Source organism: Thermophagus sp. OGC60D27, from assembly GCF_052400625.1.
Taxonomy (GTDB): Bacteria; Bacteroidota; Bacteroidia; order Bacteroidales; family Marinilabiliaceae; genus Thermophagus.
In genome coordinates this window covers 190,037-208,798 of record NZ_JBQTGH010000003.1, presented here as the reverse complement: position 1 = coordinate 208,798, position 18,762 = coordinate 190,037, and the positions used below count along the sequence as shown (strand labels likewise).

11 protein-coding genes are annotated in these 18,762 nt (G+C 42.1%); 6 read left to right on the top strand and 5 right to left on the bottom strand.

The features are described from left to right. Window positions 1–153: 153 nt before the first annotated feature. Entirely contained in the window at window positions 154–981 is an 828-nt protein-coding gene (locus ACT29H_RS05255) for a mechanosensitive ion channel family protein (protein WP_444820556.1), read from the bottom strand. A gap of 650 nt (window positions 982–1,631) precedes the next feature. Between ACT29H_RS05255 and ACT29H_RS05250 the strand changes: the two genes are divergently transcribed. The 6 genes from ACT29H_RS05250 to ACT29H_RS05225 all read left to right on the top strand — a co-directional run bounded on the left by ACT29H_RS05250 (window position 1,632) and on the right by ACT29H_RS05225 (window position 13,454). Continuing rightward, window positions 1,632–4,793, top strand: a complete 3,162-nt coding sequence (locus ACT29H_RS05250; protein WP_444820555.1) for a SusC/RagA family TonB-linked outer membrane protein — start codon at window positions 1,632–1,634, stop codon at window positions 4,791–4,793. An 18-nt stretch (window positions 4,794–4,811) separates the two neighbouring features. Beyond that, window positions 4,812–6,344 (top strand): RagB/SusD family nutrient uptake outer membrane protein, encoded by a 1,533-nt coding sequence (locus ACT29H_RS05245; protein WP_444820554.1) that lies wholly within the window; start codon window positions 4,812–4,814, stop codon window positions 6,342–6,344. An 81-nt stretch (window positions 6,345–6,425) separates the two neighbouring features. Next, on the top strand, window positions 6,426–8,150 hold the full coding sequence (locus tag ACT29H_RS05240) for a hypothetical protein (RefSeq protein WP_444820553.1): 1,725 nt from the start codon (window positions 6,426–6,428) through the stop codon (window positions 8,148–8,150). 195 nt (window positions 8,151–8,345) lie between these two features. Beyond that, window positions 8,346–10,511, top strand: a complete 2,166-nt coding sequence (gene bglX, locus ACT29H_RS05235; protein ID WP_444820552.1) for a beta-glucosidase BglX — start codon at window positions 8,346–8,348, stop codon at window positions 10,509–10,511. Between the two features lie 240 nt (window positions 10,512–10,751). Further along, complete coding sequence (locus ACT29H_RS05230) at window positions 10,752–11,558, top strand: glycoside hydrolase family 16 protein (protein ID WP_444820551.1); 807 nt, start codon at window positions 10,752–10,754, stop codon at window positions 11,556–11,558. Between the two features lie 54 nt (window positions 11,559–11,612). Continuing rightward, entirely contained in the window at window positions 11,613–13,454 is a 1,842-nt protein-coding gene (locus ACT29H_RS05225; protein WP_444820550.1) for a family 16 glycosylhydrolase, read from the top strand. Window positions 13,455–13,901: 447 nt separating this feature from the next. Here the strand turns inward: ACT29H_RS05225 and ACT29H_RS05220 are convergent, their stop codons facing one another. The 4 genes from ACT29H_RS05220 to ligA all read right to left on the bottom strand — a co-directional run bounded on the left by ACT29H_RS05220 (window position 13,902) and on the right by ligA (window position 18,740). Continuing rightward, on the bottom strand, window positions 13,902–15,299 hold the full coding sequence (locus tag ACT29H_RS05220; RefSeq protein ID WP_444820549.1) for a COG3014 family protein: 1,398 nt from the start codon (window positions 15,297–15,299) through the stop codon (window positions 13,902–13,904). Window positions 15,300–15,538: 239 nt separating this feature from the next. After that, window positions 15,539–16,129, bottom strand: a complete 591-nt coding sequence (locus tag ACT29H_RS05215) for a penicillin-binding protein activator LpoB (protein WP_444820548.1) — start codon at window positions 16,127–16,129, stop codon at window positions 15,539–15,541. 70 nt (window positions 16,130–16,199) lie between these two features. Then, window positions 16,200–16,730: a DUF6913 domain-containing protein gene (locus ACT29H_RS05210; protein ID WP_444820547.1), complete on the bottom strand. Its 531-nt coding sequence runs from the start codon at window positions 16,728–16,730 to the stop codon at window positions 16,200–16,202. 6 nt (window positions 16,731–16,736) lie between these two features. Further along, window positions 16,737–18,740: an NAD-dependent DNA ligase LigA gene (gene ligA / locus ACT29H_RS05205; RefSeq protein ID WP_444820546.1), complete on the bottom strand. Its 2,004-nt coding sequence runs from the start codon at window positions 18,738–18,740 to the stop codon at window positions 16,737–16,739. Window positions 18,741–18,762: the final 22 nt, after the last annotated feature.

Genomic DNA, 18,762 nt, shown 5'->3' with positions numbered 1-18,762 from the left:
TGGTCGAAAGGAACTCGCATAACAGAGGAATGTATTCATTTTTTTGTGACAGTCCTACATCGTCATGCTCATTTCAATGGTAAAAAAACTAATAGTGGAGAGAAAAGAGGGGAGACGTATACCAAAATTCTATGTCTCTCCCTCTGTTAAGAATTATTTTGATTGATACAGATGTACGTCTGTTTGTGGATAAGGAATGGATATTCCCTGTCGATCAAATTCTTTTTTAACCGTTTCCTGAAGATCAAAGAAGATGCCCCAGTAGTTGGATGCTTCTGCCCAAACTCTTACCACAAGATCAACCGAACTGTCACCCAGGTTTATTACACCGATGAATGGAGCCGGCTCCTTCAGTATTCGGGAGTCTTTTTCAATGATGCTTAATATCAGATTTTTTGCTTTGTCGATGTCATCGTTATACCCAATGCCGAAGGTGAAGTCAACCCTACGCTGCGGTTCTTTGGAGTAATTGACTAGTGAGCCCGTTGACAGGGGGCCGTTGGGGAGTATGATGGTTTTATTGTCGGGGGTTTTTAAGATCGTATGGAAGATCTGGATCTCATTTACGGTACCCGATTCACCTTGAGCTGTAATATAATCTCCCACTTTAAAGGGTTTGAACATCAGAATCATTACTCCTCCGGCAAAGTTTTGTAGGGAACCGCTAAGAGCCATACCGATGGCCAGACCGGCAGCACCTAATACCGCAATAAAGGAGGTCATTTGTACGCCAAGCATCGATATAACACTAATGATAAGCATTATTTTAAGCGCAATACTACTCACACTTAAAAGGAACGATTGAAGGCCGGGATCCATATCCCGTGTCCGAAATAATCTCTTCATGCCTTTTATTAACAGAGAGATGATCCACAGACCGATAATTAATGTAATAATGGCCACAAGCAGTTGACCACCGTACTTGATGACAAATTGCATGATTTGTTCAGGATTGCTGAACCAGTTCTTAATGTTTTCCATTGCCTTTAAATTATGGTTACACTTTTATGAATTATTGAATTGTTAAATAATAATCGCAGAATGACCGAAAAGGTTAAGATTCCGATCAAAGTCAGAAATTCTTATAATCATGGCCTTACAATTTTTGTTCAAGGTATGAAAAAGATATCTGTTTGTAAATAATAATTATGTGGCTGACGCTAATTATTATTTTGAAATAATGGAGATAAACACAATACCACGATCCAGTTTAGGAAGAACTTTGCCAAGTGGCCGACATTGTCTTGAAATTGATCTGTTGAGAAAAACTTGTTTGCTCCGGAATTATGCGAAGGGTGTAGATATACAAATAGGTGGATGCATTATCTTGTTTTCACCATTCTGGGTGGCGCATGCGCCCGAATGACTTATGCCAACTTTTTAAGTGAAGTGTTATTTAATGTTATTGATTTGATTTGCTAAAAAAATGGAAGTGAGTTTATGAAAATGACAAAATATTGTTTTTTAAAAATGCAAAAAATTGAAATAGAGGTTACAAGAGTTTATGGTGTGAGTTTTTTATGAGTTTGAAAAAGTAGAAATATGAGTTTTTTGTGTGGTGTAATATTAGCAATGATTAACATTTGTAGCATATTTTTGGGGCATATTTTAATTTCCAAATCAGTTTTGTTATGAGAAAAACCATAGGAACTATTTTTTTATTGATGTGGACAACATTGTTGTTTGCACAGGAAATTACCGTCACAGGTAGGGTAACCTTTGCTTCAGATGGGAGTCCTATCCCGGGGGTTAGTATTGTTCAAAAGGGAACAACCAATGGAACCATATCAAATGTGGAAGGTAGTTATTCACTGACACTTCCTGAAGGTGCTACGATGGTGTTCACTTTTATTGGGATGACCCCTGTTGAAGTTGTTGCTAATCAATCTATTGTTAATGTGGTGATGGAAGAAGAGGTAACTGGCCTGGAGGAAGTGGTGGTAGTTGGGTACGGTGTTCAGAAGAAAAGTGTGGTAACGGCTGCTATAAGCAGTGTTTCTTCTGAAGATCTGGAAAAAACAACCCCATCGAGGATTGAAAATGTTCTCAAAGGGAAGGTCTCAGGCGTACAGATTACACAGAGCTCTGGACAACCGGGGTCCGATTCGAAGGTCAGAATCCGAGGGGTAGGAACCATTAACAATAGTGAACCTCTTTTTATTGTAGATGGAATGGCGGTAGATGGTGGAATCGATTTTCTCAACCCCACCGATATAGAATCGGTTGAAGTGTTAAAAGACGCTGCCTCAGCTGCCGTTTACGGTGCTCGTGCTGCCAACGGCGTTATATTGGTGACTACAAAATCCGGGAAATCCGGTGATGCTCGTATCAATTATGACTTTTCTTATGGTTGGCAAAATCCATGGAAAAAACGATCTGTGCTTAATGCCCGTGAATATATGGTAATAATGAATGAATCTTTGCTCAACGATGGAAATGCACCCATGTATTCAGCCGAAGAGATTGCCAATGCCGGTGCTGGTACCGATTGGCAGGATGAAACTTTTAATTATGATGCTCCTGTTCAGAATCACCAGATAAGTATTAGTGGAGGGAGTGATGTTGCTACATATTTTGTTTCATTTGGTTATTTTAGTCAAGATGGAATTGTTGGCGGCGACTACGGTCGTTCCAATTATGATCGTTACAGTATTCGGGCCAACAATACCTACAATGTATTTCATTCAGACCGACTTTTTCTAAATAATCTAAAGGTAGGCGTTAATGCAGGTTATTCGCGAATTAAATCGTCTGGCATTGAAACGAATACAGAATATGGTTCGGTGTTGGGGAGTGCTCTGGCATTTAACCCTATCATTCCGGTATATGCCACTGATCCTGATCAAGTGCTGGCCGATCATCCAACCGCTGTAACAGATGATGAGGGAAGGGTTTATTCCATTCCTCCATCCGGCTTCCAGGAAATAGCCAACCCCGTTGCCATGCTGGATGCTCCTACCGGTAGCCAAGGTAACTCTGATAAGTTTGTCTCTACCTTCTGGGGTGAGCTGGATATAATGAACGGCCTGAAATTTAAATCGAGTTATGGTGTAGATCTCGCATTCTGGGGAAATGACGGTTATACTTTCCAACATTTTTTGGCCACTCAGGGAAAAGATTATACCCGGAGTCATGTTTATTCCAACATGCACCGTGGTTTCAAATGGCAGATAGAGAACACGCTAACGTATAGCAAAAGCTTTGACGGTATCCACAATCTTACGGTATTGCTTGGACAATCAGCTCAGGAATATAAACTTCGTCAATTGTATGGAGATGATTACGATCTATTGGAAAACGATCCTGACAAAGCTGTTATCGATTATGCTATTGCTGACAGAGATGATGAACGTGTGTCAGGAGGAACAGGAGGCTTTTCATCCGAGACCTTGGCATCCTATTTTGGAAGGATCGATTATAATTTCAATGAGAAATATATGTTCCAGGCAACGGTGCGTAGGGATGGTTCTTCACATTTTGGGCCAAATAATAAATGGGCAGTATTTCCTTCTTTCTCCGTTGGATGGAATCTGACCAATGAAGGTTTCATGGATGGTCGTCCCGAGTGGTTTTCTTACCTTAAATTGCGCGCCAGTTGGGGTAAAAACGGAAACGAAAGGATAGGAAACTTTGCCTATACCTCCTTGATGGACGGTAACCAAAACTACTATTTTGGTTCGGGCGATTATTCTACCATGCAATACGGAGCCAGTCCTTCGAGAATCTCTAATCCCGATTTGAAGTGGGAAGAGTCAGAGCAAATCGATATCGGTTTTGACTCAAGATTTTTCAAGGGTTCTTTAATCTTTGGTTTCGACTATTTCAAAAAGACCACAAGCGGTATGTTGATGGAACAACCAATCCCTGCCTATGTGGGCAAAGGAGCGCCATTGGCTAATGCGGGTAAGATGGAAAACAGCGGGCTCGAATTTGATATGACCTACAACGGTAATATTGGTGATTTTAAATATACCATCGGCGGGAATGCTTCTTATCTGAAGAATAAACTGATTGATATGGGAAATGAATCTGGCGAACAGATTTATGAAAGTGCCGGTGCTGCCGGTGTTGGTGACTTTGTTAAAGGGATGAATGGTGAAGTGTTCCCATTCTTCTATGGTTATAAGGTTGGAGGTATTTTGCAAAATGAGGCCGAAGCCACAGAGTATAACGAAACTTATGAACAAAATGCCAAACCAGGGGATGTAAGGTTCCTTGATATTGCCGGCGCTTTTGATGAGAATGGTAACCCCGTACCTGATGGGAAGATTACCGATGCCGACCGTACCAAAATAGGGAAGGGCATGCCCGACTGGACATTTGGTATAAATTTTAATGCAGAATGGAAAAATTTCGACCTTTCCATGTTTTTCCAGGGAAGTTACGGAAATGACATTTTTGACTATTCCCAAAGAGGCGATATTCCTGCTATGAATCGTCCATCCTGGATTCTGGAGAGATGGATCGGAGAAGGTACCTCTAATTGGATTCCTAGGGTTACCCGTAAAAATCCCAATGGTAACTGGAGATCTTCCGAGTTATATATCAAAGACGGATCGTATGTTCGTTTAAAAAATATTCAATTGGGTTTTACTCTGCCCAAAAACTTGTTGAGAGTTGCCGCCATTGATCGTTTAAGAGTTTATGTCTCTGCCGAAAATCTCCTCACTTTTACCGATTACGACGGATTTGATCCTGAAATAGCATCGGGTGGTTATACAACAATTGGTATCGATCGTGGTATTTATCCTCAGGCACGTACCATTTCTGTTGGTGCTAATATTTCATTCTAATAATTAAAGAGTACAGCTATGATCAAATATTTCAAAATAATTGCTTTTGTCGCATTTATTGGGTTTACCTCATGTGGAGAAGACTTCTTGACCGCTTACCCAACCGCTTCACAGGAAGCTGGTGGTGAGGCTACGCTGGGAGCCATTGAGTCCAATGTGGCTTCGGCCTACCAGATCCTTCTTTTTGATAGTTATGCCGATTATCAGTACAATAGTATTGTTTTAATGTCTGATTTGCGTTCGGACGACATTTTTAAAGGTGGCGGTGATGCAGGCGACCAGTCTCAGTTGTACCGACTTTCTCAGCTGGACGCTACTGCCCTGGAATTGCCCGCTGGATTGTGGAATATCTATTACAGCGGCCTGAGCCGGGCCAACAATGCCATTATTGCTTGCGAAAACGCGGTAGATGTAAATGAAGATGACTTAAACCGACTGAGTGCTGAAGCTCATTTTCTTCGAGCTTATTTCGTACACTGGCTTTGGAAATTCTGGGGCAATATTCCCTATTTTGAAGAAGATTTGGAGGCTCCCTACATGGCATCACAATATACAGCGGATCAAATCTATGGCGAATTGCTTCAAGATTTGGATTATGCAATTGATGGAGAAAAATTGCCTATGAGTGTTGGGCCCGAGGATGATGGAAGAATTACACGTGCCGCCGCCATGATGTTGAAAGCCAGAGTGGTTATGTATCAAAAGGATGAATCTAGATATGCTGAGGTGCTGGGAGATATGGCGGAGATTATTAACAGTGGTGAGTATCAGCTGGTGGATAATTATGCTTCTATTTGGCCGCGTGAAGGTGAATTTTGTGATGAGTCCATATTTGAAGTAAATCATTTGCCCGAAGGGAAAGATTGGGGGGCTGCATGGCAAGGGTACGGAACTAACCTTCCAGCATTTATATCTCCCAATGAATTGAAAGGAACTGATCTTTTGAGTGGTGAATCTTCCTTTATAGGAGGCTGGGGGTTTGGCCCCGTCCGTCCCAATGTTGTTGGAATCTTTGAAACAGGTGATGAGCGATTGGCTGCTTCAATAAACCAATTTGAGGCCGGTACTTATACCGAACGATTCCAGAATACGGGGTTGTTTTTGGCTAAATATGCTGCTCGCCAGGATTATAACGATGCGCCATATACCGTTGATTTGAACTATGAGAATAATCTTCGCATCTTTCGTTATGCTGAAACATTGTTGAATGCCGCAGAACTGATCGCTATGAATGGTGTATCGCCCACTAGTGGTATTACTGCCCAGTGGTGCCTGGATGAAGTAAGGAAACGTGCTTTGAACGGTAATTTTGTGTCCATCCCGGCCACCGAAGAGAATATAAAACTGGAACGTCGACGTGAATTTGTTGGAGAGGGAATGCGCTTCTGGGATTTGGTTCGTTGGGGTGATACCGATATTTTAACTGAAAATTTACCGGAATATTCGTCTGTCCGTACATGGGAGCCCTATAAAAAATATTTACCCATTCCACAGTCAGAAATTGACCGGACAGAGGGAGAATATAAACTTCAGCAAAACCCCGGATATTAAAAGGTGCTTTTTGCTGTATGCTTAATTTGGTTGTACTTCTATCATAAGGGGCTTTTTAAATTAACTTAAAAAATTAATTGGATGAAATTTATGTATAAACTGGGATTAATATTCGTATTGACATCTTTACTGTTTGTATCCTGCGATCCGCAGGAAGATGATGTCCCGGACATTGGCAATGCACCGGATGAAACTCAGGTGGATTTTTCCATCACTCAAGATATTGAGGATGAGTTTAACTATATTTTCGAGAATACTTCTTCTGTTACGGGAGTCGCTTCATGGGACCTTGCAGGATCCCGTAAGGTTGGAGAAAAAGTAACCCAAAAATTTCCTTTGCCGGGTGAGCATGAAATCACCATGACGCTTGTGACGGAAGGAGGTTCAACTTCTGTTACCAAGGTGCTTAAAACTGAAGAGACTGATTATGCTTTTCTTGAGAGTGAGGAAATGACGCTCCTCTCAGGAGGGGTAGATGCTCTGGAGGGAAAAACATGGGTGTTGGATAGCCTGGCCGCAGGACATATAGGGGTTGGTCCTGCCGAATCTGACGGTTTGGAATGGTGGGCTGCAGCTGCGCTGGAAAAACAGTCTGTTGGTGTTTTGTACGATGATAATATGACGTTTAAATTGGTTGGGTTTGATTTCATCTATGAAAACCATGGAGAAAGTTATGTGAAGAGTTTTCAGAAAGATGATCCTGCCTATACGAATCAGGAAGAACGTGAAGGCGATTGGAAAGTTGATTATACGCCCGGATCAGCCTCCTGGTCGCTCGAAGAAACTGAAGACGGAGACTGGTATCTGACGTTAACTTCCTCTGAAGGACCTGTGTTCCCCATTTTTGATGTGGGTGCTGTTGGTAATAGATATAAGGTTCTGACACTGGAAGAAAATAAGTTGGAATTAGTTGCAACGGGAGGTGATGGCAATGCTTGGCATCTGCAGTTTATTCCCCAAGGGTATGTTAAACCTCAGGTAGAATATGCGGTAAATGTTACGGAAACAGGGAATACTAACGAATATTCCGTTGGGATAAAGGATGTTGTAATCCCAGAAGGGATTAACATCAGTAAGGTTATCGTGGACTTCGGAAACGGAACTGTCCTTGAAACAACGGACTATTCCCAACCTCTTACTGAAACCTATATGCGGGCGGCACCCTATGCCGTTACTGTTTTTGTTGTTGCGACCAATGAAACATTGACGTCTGCCACCACCATTGTGGTGGAACAGAATCATCCTGATTATGAGCCTTTCCTCCTCAATGAAATGGTGGTTTACAACGATTTTAGCGAAATAATGACATTCCCTGTCGTAGGCCAGGATTGTAGTGTTACAGTGGTAAATAATCCTGAGAGGATCTATCCCAATAAGTCGGCGATGGTGGCTATGTATTCCAAAACGGATCAACCTTGGGCCAATGCTTACATGGAACTTCCTGCAGGATACCGTTTTGATTTAAGAAATCTGAGTATTTTTAAAATCAAGGTGTACGGTGAAGCTGGTCAGGAAATTCTTTTGAAGTTGGAAAATACAGATCTTGGCGGTAATGCCTGGACCACTGGTGTTGAGCTGAGATATATCATTCAAAACAGTAATACCTGGGAAATGGCCGAGTTCAACTTTGCAGGGGCAGCTGCCGCTGATGGTACTCCAGACGTTACTAATTCCGATTACAATAATGGCTATTATAACGTTGTTCGCATCATGTGTAACCCCGGCATCGGAGAAGGAACTTATCAGTTTTATTTCGATGAACTGGCAGGACCTCATGTGGAGGGAATCAAATCTGCACGACTATAAAACCTATGCGTCAATATGGGTGGTGGGGAAAACTCCACCCCCTTTTTCTTTTTTAAGAGAAGGAAAAGGTTTGTGAATTAAAGATTTAAATAAATTTGTATGAAGATTAAGGGATTGCTATTTTTCGTTTTTCTGTTCCCCTTTGTTTGGGGTGGGTGTTCCTCCAACCATGAAAATCCAAAATCCTCCGTAGTAATGGAAAAAAAAATTCAGGAACTTGTTTCAAAGATGACACTGGAAGAAAAAATCGGCCAAATGTGTCAGGTCGATCCGGGTGTGTTTGGTTCTGAAGAGGAGGTTAAAGAAGCGGTTAGAAATGGACAGCTTGGTTCTTTACTGAATTTGATCGGTGCCGAAAAGGTGAATGCCATTCAAAAGGTGGCGGTGGAAGAGAGCCGTCTGGGAATCCCTTTGATGATTGGTCGCGATGTCATTCACGGTTATCGGACCATTTTCCCCATTCCTTTGGGGATGGCAGCTTCGTGGAATGAAGAGCTGGTAAAAGAGGCGGCAGCCATAGCGGCTAAAGAGGCCGCTTCGGAAGGAATTAACTGGACTTTTGCCCCTATGATTGATGTGAGTCGTGACCCGCGATGGGGACGCATTGCAGAAAGCGGAGGTGAAGACCCGCTGATCAACGCCATGGTAGCAAGAGCTATGGTGCAAGGATTTCAGGGTGAGGATTTGTCCGATCCCATGACCATCGCTGCCTGTGCAAAACACTATATAGGCTACGGTGCCGCTGAGGGTGGAAGGGATTACAACACGACCATTATTCCTGATATTTATCTCTACAACGTTTATCTTCCCTCTTTTAGAGCTGCGGTGGATGCCGGTGTGGCGACGGTGATGACCGCCTTTAATGATATAAACGGGATACCGGCCAGTGGCCATCAGCGTAATGTGAGAGGAATCCTCAAACAAGATTTGGGATTTGACGGCTTTGTGGTGAGTGACTGGGCCTCCATCCAGGAAATGATGGCCCATGGCTACGCCGCCGATGAGAAACATGCTGCCCAACTGGGACTATCCGCCGGAGTGGATATGGAGATGGCCAGCCGTACTTACGCTAATCATCTCCAAGAGCTGCTGGAGGAAGGTAAAATTACCATGGAATGGATCGATGATGCCGTGAAACGCATTTTGCGGGTGAAGTTCCGTCTTGGGTTATTCGATCATCCCTATGTGGATGAGTCCTTGGCTGATTCTGTATTGGTGCATCCACAACATTTGACGGTAGCTCGCAAACTGGCCGAAGAGAGTATGGTGTTGTTAAAAAATAACAATGACCTATTGCCACTGAAAAAAGGTACCAAAGTGGCCCTGATAGGCCCAATGGTCGATCAGCCCTACGAACAACTGGGTACTTGGATCTTCGACGGAAATGAAAATGATTCTAAAAGTGTATTGGAAGCCTTCTACGAATACAATGGCGAGTCAAACACTTTCTTTGCAGAGGGGCTGAAATATACTCGTGACAAGTCGACTAAAGGATTTGCCGAGGTGGAAAAAGCCATTGCCAAATCGGATGTTGTGGTTGCTGTGGTTGGCGAAGAAGCCATCCTTTCCGGCGAAGCCAAATCATTGGCAGAACTCGATTTCGTAGGGGCTCAGAACCAATTGTTGCAACTGGCCGCTTCAAAAGGAAAACCGGTGGTTATGGTTGTGATGTCGGGACGTCCGGGAGGGCTCTATAAGACTCAACATCTGGCCGGTGCCATTCTCTATGCCTGGCATCCGGGAACCATGGCCGGCCCTGCTTTGGTTAACCTGATTTTTGGGGAAAGTGTTCCTTCGGGAAAACTGCCCGTTACCTTCCCAAAAGGTGAAGGACAGGCGCCTATCTATTATGCTCATAAAATGTCGGGAAGACCGGCCGATTCTTCTTCCTGGACCCATATTGATGACATACCCGTCAAGGCCGTTCAGCATTCTTTGGGAAATACCAACCATACCTTGGATTATGGGTTCACACCCTTGTATCCTTTTGGGTACGGCTTGTCCTACACAACATTTGAGTATTCGGATATTTCCCTTTCTTCCGATAAAATTAAGATGGGTGATGTCTTAAAAGTGTTTGCCACAATCACCAATACCGGTAAGGTGCAGGGTACGGAAATTGTACAACTGTACACCCGCGATTTGGTGGGTTCTTACACCCGTCCTGTCAAAGAACTGAAAGACTTCCGGCGCGTAACTCTAAAACCGGGTGAAAGTAAAACCGTGACCTTCGAATTAAAAACCGATGAATTGGGCTTTTATCTCCCTGATGGGAATTATGTCGTAGAACCTGGTGAATTTCATGTGTGGATCGCCCCCAATGCTGCCGAAGGTTTACAGTCTGAGTTTTGGTTGGAATAGGGAAGCCTATTAAGGAATAGTCGATAGGATTTAGGCGCTAGTTTATAGTGTTATGTCTATGGCTTTTAGTTAGGGTGGTTAGGCATTGGTGAATAAATTTTGGAATTAGGAATAAGGATAATAAATGAATAGGATATAACCTGAATTTCAATGAACCCCGGGTGATAGGAAAATCCTGCTGCCCGGGGTTAACTTAAAAAATACAGATTAACGTAATAGTATCATCAAACAATTTGCAATATGAATTTTTTTGGGAAAAGTGTCTCTCTTTATTTTCTCTTTCTTGGTGTGTTGGTCGTTTCATGTTCTGAACAAAACAACAAGTATTCAAAACTGATTTGGAGCGATGAATTTGACTACATAGGATTGCCCGATGACATGAAATGGAATTACGATACCATTGGCAATTCCTATGGCTGGGGGAATAATGAACTTCAATGTTATACAGTTGCCAGGAAAGAAAACGCCTGGGTGGATGGTGACTATTTAATATTGAAAGCGAATAAGGAGTCTTGGGGCAATTTTAAATACACTTCGGCTCGACTTACTACCAAAGAGAAAGGTGATTGGCTGTACGGAAGGATGGAGGTGAGGGCGCAGTTACCGGGTGGACGCGGAATCTGGCCCGCTATCTGGATGTTGCCTACCGACTGGGTATATGGCGGATGGCCTGCAAGTGGCGAAATCGACATTATGGAACATGTGGGATATGAACCCGATTCCATCTATACGACCGTTCATACTAAGGCTTTTAATCATACTTTGGGAACGCAGGTGGGAAAAGCCACCTATGTTTCCGATAGTGAAAATGGGTTTCATCTCTATGCCATTGAATGGGACGCTAAGAAGATTGATTTTTTTATTGATGATGAGAAAGTTTTTACCTTTCATAACAGCGGGAATGGCCCCGAGGAATGGCCGTTTGACAAACGCTTTCATCTGTTGTTGAATGTTGCCGTGGGTGGTAATTGGGGCGGTTTGCACGGTGTCGATGATGACATTTTTCCGGTTGAGATGAAGGTTGATTATGTGCGTGTCTATCAATAATATTGATGACGACCCATTTTTTTCTTTACCGTATAAATATTAAAAAACACAGCAATGAATACAAAAGTTCCGTTTCCCATAAGTCATAGGTTTTTCGGCATGTTTGTGTTTGCAGTATGGTTCTCTCACATTACCGGTGTTAATACCATTGTTATGGCACAGGAATGCTCCTATTTGGTTTTTTCTGATGAATTCGATTATCAAGGCGTGCCAAAATCCGATTATTGGAACTATGAAACTGGCGGGGGAGGCTGGGGAAATAACGAATTGCAAACTTACACGAACAGCCTTGAAAATTCTTATGTGAGTAACGGGACATTAAAAATTCATGCCAGAAAATCTCCTTCCGGAGCATGGACTTCGGCACGATTGGTAACTGCCGGGAAAGCTTCATGGAAATACGGAACCATTGAAGTAAGGGCAAAGCTTCCGCAGGGGGTGGGAACCTGGCCTGCCATCTGGATGATGCCTCAGAATTCAGTATATGGTGGCTGGCCCAATAGTGGCGAAATCGATATTATGGAACATGTGGGATATGATCTGGGAATGATTCATGGTTCTATTCATACCGAAGCATATAATCACATTTTGGGCACACAAAAAACTGGTTCCATAGAGGTGGAAGATGCACATCTCCAATTTCATACCTATAGCATTCAATGGACACCTGAAAAAATCACATGGTTCGTTGATGGGGTGGAATTTTTTTCTTTTTCTAATCCTCATATTTCTTATAAGGAATGGCCTTTTGACCAACCATTCTTTTTGATTTTGAACATAGCCATTGGCGGAAATTGGGGAGGTGCTCAAGGTATTGACCCTGACCTTACCGAGGCCGTTATGGAAATTGATTATGTTAGGGTATATCAATCGACATTGCCTGATTTATCTGTAAAAGGACCCGATAAGGTACAACCGGGTGAAGAGGTAACTTTCTCAGTGACCCCAATTAGTGGAGTTGCTTATCAATGGTCTTTCCCCCGGGATGTTCAGGTTATTTCAGATGAAAATTCCAATGAAGTTACGGTAGAGTGGGGAAGTGAAAGTGGAATAGTGCAATGTAAAATGATTTCTGATTGTGAAGAAAAAACAGCCAGTCCTTTATCCGTCAATCTTTATCTTGTTCCTGAAGAAGCGCCATTGGTTTTGGCCGCATTAAACGATGATATTACACCTGCCTGGATAGTCCCTGAGCAAAGTGGGGGAAATAGCTTTTTTTTGGAACCTTCTCAAAAAGGGGTTAAGGTTAGTTATTCCATCGTCAATCCTTTGGAAAACCCGTACATCTCTTTATCTCTAAATTATATTGTTAATCTGGAGGATTATAGAACAGCAAGAGTCAATCTGAAAGTGTTGGATGGGGATGTACCGAATGTATTGAGGTTCGATTTTGTAGACCGTAACGGTAAAGTCAATACATCCGACTTGTTTAAGGTAACTTCAGTAGTTGACGACCAGGAATATCATATCTATCAGCACACTTTTGAAGGCAGTGTTTCGACCTGGAATATGGCGGAAATTGTGGAAGTTCGTCTATATGTTAATTATGGAATTACCGGGCAAAAAGGTGAAGGGAGTTTTGAATTAGGCGACATCCAATTAGCACCCCCGGGATTTTTTACTGATATTCCTGATTTTGTTCCAAATACGCTAAAAATTAGTAGTTTAAAGCTATGGCCTAACCCTGTTAAAAACTATATATATTTTGAATTGGATAATCACCAAAACGGAAAATGGCAAATTTTCGCGCAAAACGGTCAATTCATTTCTCAGGGAGTTTTTACGGCCGAAGAAAGAAAAATTAAAGTGCCGGATTTAATGAATGGATTGTATTTTATTAGATTGATAAATGATGAGGGAAAGATTTTTGTGGGGAAGGTTTTTGTTGAACAGTGATGTGGCTGATTAAAAAATCCAGCAATACCCAATGAACAGGATATTATGGCAATGGTGATACGAATGTCCGCCAATTAAGTTCTTTTGCCGGAAATGTTCATCAAACTGTGTCCTTTTATTTGGGGCACAGTTTCGTGAATGCTCTTATGCGAAGCATTAAGGGGTTTATGATAAGCATTAAGAGGTTTATGCGCAGCATTAAGGAGTTTATGAGAGGCATTAAGAGGTTTATGATAAGCTTTGAGGGGTTTATGCGAAACATTAAGAGGTTTATGCGGAGCCTTAAGGGGTTTATGAGAGGCCTTAAGGGGTTTATGAGAGGCCTTAAGGGGTTTATGAGAGGCATTAAGAGGTTTATGATAAGCATTAAGGGGTTTATGCAGATTTTTTTGTCCTAAATTAGATTTCGGTCGATAAGAGTATTTATTGCTTTATATCAAAAAAGACTTAATTCATTGTCTTACTACTCATAGTATGAAAAGTATAAAAAGTAGTTTGTCCTGCTTTGATGTTTACATCAATGGTGTTGTTATTGACATACTCGCCTGCAAAATTCAGGTTGATGGTATGCTGACCTTCAGGCAGATAAATACGTGTATAAGAAATTGAATAGGGCAGGGATTGCCAGTTGCGTGTATCTGCACGTTCGGTAAGGGTGTTGATAATACTAACGATGGTGCCAAGGTTTTCATTTTCGTTATTAACAGCTTTTTCCAATGCTTTTTTTGTGGCGACCCTAAGCAGCGCATTGCCCAATTCGCGAAACATGCGGTCATGAAGACATTGAAAGGCTATTTTGTTGATGTCTTCGGCTATTTCGAACGTAAAAATTGTATCCTTCACCATTGCTTTTCCTGACCGAAAAACAGGGGAGCGTTCCACATATTTGGGAAAGGCAACACTGAAAAAGGAGAGATTCTTGAAAGCCGCTCTTTCGCGAGGAGAGAGTGCCGATGCCTGGTAGGCAAAATTGAGTCCCAGCTCTGGATTTCCCAGTGCCACAAGACCATTATTAAATCCGAAATTGGTAACTGTGATGTACCATTCCGATTTGACAGGTCCCATACCGTTGAGCCAGAAAAGTAACAACTGTCCTTCGTCATTCTTATGCACTTCCGGGGTTTTCATGTCGAACAGATTTTCAAAGCGAGTCACCTCTTCAGGAAAACCGGATAACTTTGCTGTTCGCAAAAGATCTTTTTTTAACTGTTGAGGGACACTTAATCCAAATAACTCGGAATAATCCCCTTCATAAACTTCGAAAGCGTTTCTGTATGCAATGAAGGCATTATTGTAGTCTTTGGCAGCTTCGAAGATCATGCCCATAAGATTATGAGCAAACGCATCCCGCTGATATTTATTTTTATAATCTTTATATTTATCATTCAGTTGCTGCAGCCGAATATTGATGCGACGCGCTTCCACCAGTGCTCCCTCCAAATCGTTTAAAGCAATAAAGTTGAGTGCTTTGTAAAAGTGGATCATGATGACTTCAAAATCTTCAGGCCGGTAGGGTTTTACCATGGGGTTGGAGACCAGTGACAATGCTTCCCAGCCAAATTGTTTGGAATAGTCTTCAATGTAATAGTCGGCCTGATTGAAATAGTTGATGCTTTTGCCATATTCTCCCATCATGTAAGCCACTACCCCTCGATTCATAAAGTAGAGAACCCGGTTGTTGTTTTGGGCCCATTTGGTATCTTTTTCCAGTAGTTTATCAGCCTTGTCAAATTGTCCTTTGGCAATGTTTTCTTGTATCTGATAGGTTTTCTGATAGAAAGTAGCGCAAGCAGCAATGATGGCTACTAGCGCGATCGTTGATATAACCTTCAGATAACGATTCATATGGGAGAGCGGTTTATGAAAGTGTTATATTATAAAAAATAACAGTACGATGTTTTCACGGCTTGTGGCCGGAGGTCACCCATAAAACCAATGCGCATCAGCAGATTTTAGATAAAACAGGATATTGGTACATCGTAGGTATCAATGACGACACCACCGTGTTGGAAATTGTATTGTCATGATCTGCCGAAAACATTGGCAAGGTGGGATAGCGGAATACCTTAGAGCTATTCGGTATGTTAGTTTTTGATGTATTTCCTGATTTTTTTATCACCAATCCAAACTATTTCACTGGTTTCAATGTCCGTGAGTTCGAGGTTAACCTGATAGTAATTGACTCTTTCTTTTTTGTAAGTATCAACCGTTGAGGAGATATCGCCATTCAAAATAAAGTCGGCACCTAACTCTTTTCCCCATGCTTTCATTGTTGCTGGAGAAGCAAATTCTTGCTGCGCTGCACGTTCTTTGCGAAGCTCTTCTCTTTTGTCGCCGGCTTGCACTAGACGAACTTTACCCGAGTTGATAAATGCTCTTTCTACATCTTTGATAAAAGTTGCGGCTTCAATGTGCTCGTGCGATTTGTTGTAAACCAGCCCGACAATCACAACCGGTTTTTTTCCTGCATGATTTTCCTGAAAGTTTTGTAACCAATTGGCATCTAAAACCTGTTCTACCATAGCCTTGGCCACCATTCTGGAATCGGTGTCGTTCCATCGTCCGCTTAAATCGATGATTTCTTCCGTATCAATTCGCTCAACCTTTCTGGTGGAACAGCTTTGCAACATGGCTATTATGGCCAACAGTGAAAAGAGATAAATTGAAGTTTTCATATTTGTCAAGTTTAAGTCCGTTTCTCAATTTAAACAATTCTTATGATGTTTATTAAGATTTATCATCATTTTATTGTCCCAAGTAATGTTCAATTTGTTCGATCAGCATATCTGGGGTGGGATTCGATAATTCAAAAGTGATATCCAGATCGTTATCGAAGATGCCTGAAAATCCCACTTTTAAACCGGCCTTGGAGAGTTTTACTATCGCAGATGCCGGAAAACTGTTGTTTGTGGTAAGTACCAAAAGCACATCAGGCTTGTCCGAAATAAACGATACAATCTCCTCTTTTTTGGGAAGGAAAAAAAAGGAAAAATCTAAAAGTGATGAATAATAGATTGTTTTATCACTGATTAAATTTTCTTCCGGCTTCTTAGTTTCGATGTATCCAACTGCCTGAACTTGTTTTCCCTCTGATTGTATTTTTCTAATAAACTCCTTAATCGTTTTTCTGCATTGATTGGAAGAAGCATCAAAAAATATGCCGACCTTTTTCCAGTCCCGGATCTTTTTCAATTGAACAATGCGATGATCTTTCTTTGTATTTTTCCTTATTAGGAAATTTCCAACGGTTTCTCTTTGTTTTTTAAATAGTATCACAAGAATTTATTTTTCAATAAGTCCAAGAAATTGTTCTTCAGTTAAAATGGTTATTCCCAGTGATTTTGCTTTTTCCAACTTGGATGGTCCAATCTTTTCCCCGGCCACCAGGAAATCTGTTTTTCCCGTTACCGATGTTGCATTTTTACCACCGTGGGCTTCAATCAATTGTTTCAGTTCATCCCTCGAATATTTCGAAAAAGTACCACTGATTACAAGGGTTTTGTCTTCTAGCTTTTTTGATAAAGCGGTTGTCTCTTCTGTTCCTTCAAGTTTAAGACCAAATTGTTTTAATTCGTCAACCAATTTTTTGTTGGACTCCGATTTAAAGAAGGCGATAATACTTTCTGCAATTTTTTCACCGATTTCGTCCACCGCTACCAATTCCTCTTCCGTAGCCGATGCCAGCTGGTCAACTGAGGTGAATGCTTTGGCCAGTTTTTTGGCAACGGTTTCGCCCACAAAACGGATACCCAAAGCATATAGCACCCGTGGCCAGGGCACTAGTTTGGATTCTTCAATGCTGTTAATGATGTTGCGAGCTGATTTTTCACCCAATCGATCCAGATGAATCAATTGAGATGGCCGAAGCCGATAAAGATCGGAAATGGTTTTGACCAGATTTTGATTGAATAGCAAATTAATGGTTTCGCTACCCAGCCCATCAATATTCATTGCTCGCCGGGAAATAAAGTGTTCCAGTTTCCCTTTAATCTGAGGAGGACAATTGGCTGAGTTGGGACAATAGTGGGCTGCTTCTCCTTCGACCCGCATCAGGGGGGAGTCGCAGGCAGGACAATTTTTTACGAATTCCACAGCTTCACTTTGAGGGAGGCGTTGTTCTAAGATTACTCCCGTTATTTTAGGAATAATTTCACCTCCTTTTTCGACAGTTACCATATCGTTGATGTGCAAGCCCAAATCAGAAATAATATCGGCGTTATGGAGAGAGGCACGCTTCACCACTGTACCGGCCAGTTGTACCGGCTCCAGATTGGCAACGGGAGTAACTGCACCGGTTCGTCCTACCTGGAAGTCTACCGACAACAACCGCGTTTGTGCTTGTTCGGCTTTGAATTTGTAGGCGATGGCCCATCTGGGCGATTTGGCTGTATTTCCCAATTGATTTTGTAGCGAAATTTCATCTACTTTGATTACGGCGCCGTCAATTTCGAAAGGCAGGTTGTGACGGGCTGCATCCCAGTATCTTATAAATTCAAAGACTTCTTCAATGGATTGGCAAATTTTCATGTGGGGAGAAATTTTAAGTCCCCATGACTTAGCTTTCATCAGGTTTTCATAGTGACTATTGGTCGGCAGTTTATCACCCAACATGTAATAAAGAAAGCAGTCGAGTGGTCTCTTGGCTACGAGGGCACTGCTTTGCAGCTTTAATGAACCTGCTGCGGCATTGCGTGGATTGGCAAAAGGTGGTTCCCCGTTCTTTTCTCTTTCTCGATTTAGCCTTTCAAAACCTTCTATGGGCAGAAAAATCTCACCGCGTATTTCAAATTCGGACGGGTAATCACCATGGAGCTTGAGAGGTACAGAGCGTATGGTTCGCACATTCCTGGTGACATCATCTCCCACCGATCCGTCACCGCGCGTGACAGCTCGGTGTAACAAGCCGTTGATATAAGTCAGGCTAATAGATGTACCGTCATATTTCAGTTCACAAACATAACTGAAATTACTTCCTGCCAGTTTGACCAACCTGTTGTGAAAATCCCTAAGTTCTTCTTCTGAGTATGTATTCCCCAATGATAACATCGGGTATTTATGTTGTACCTGTTCAAATTCTTCGGACAGATCACTCCCCACCCGCATTGTAGGACTACCAGGGTCGGCAAATTCGGGAAATTGAGATTCCAGATCGGTCAATTCCTTCATTTTTAAGTCGAACTCCTGATCCGATATCTCGGGTTGGTTCTCAATGTAGTATTTGTAATTGTGATGGTTGAGTTCTTCTCTTAGCTGTTCGATCCTTTTTTGGGCAGCCGCCTTGTCCATAAGTGTATGGTTTTCGGTTGAA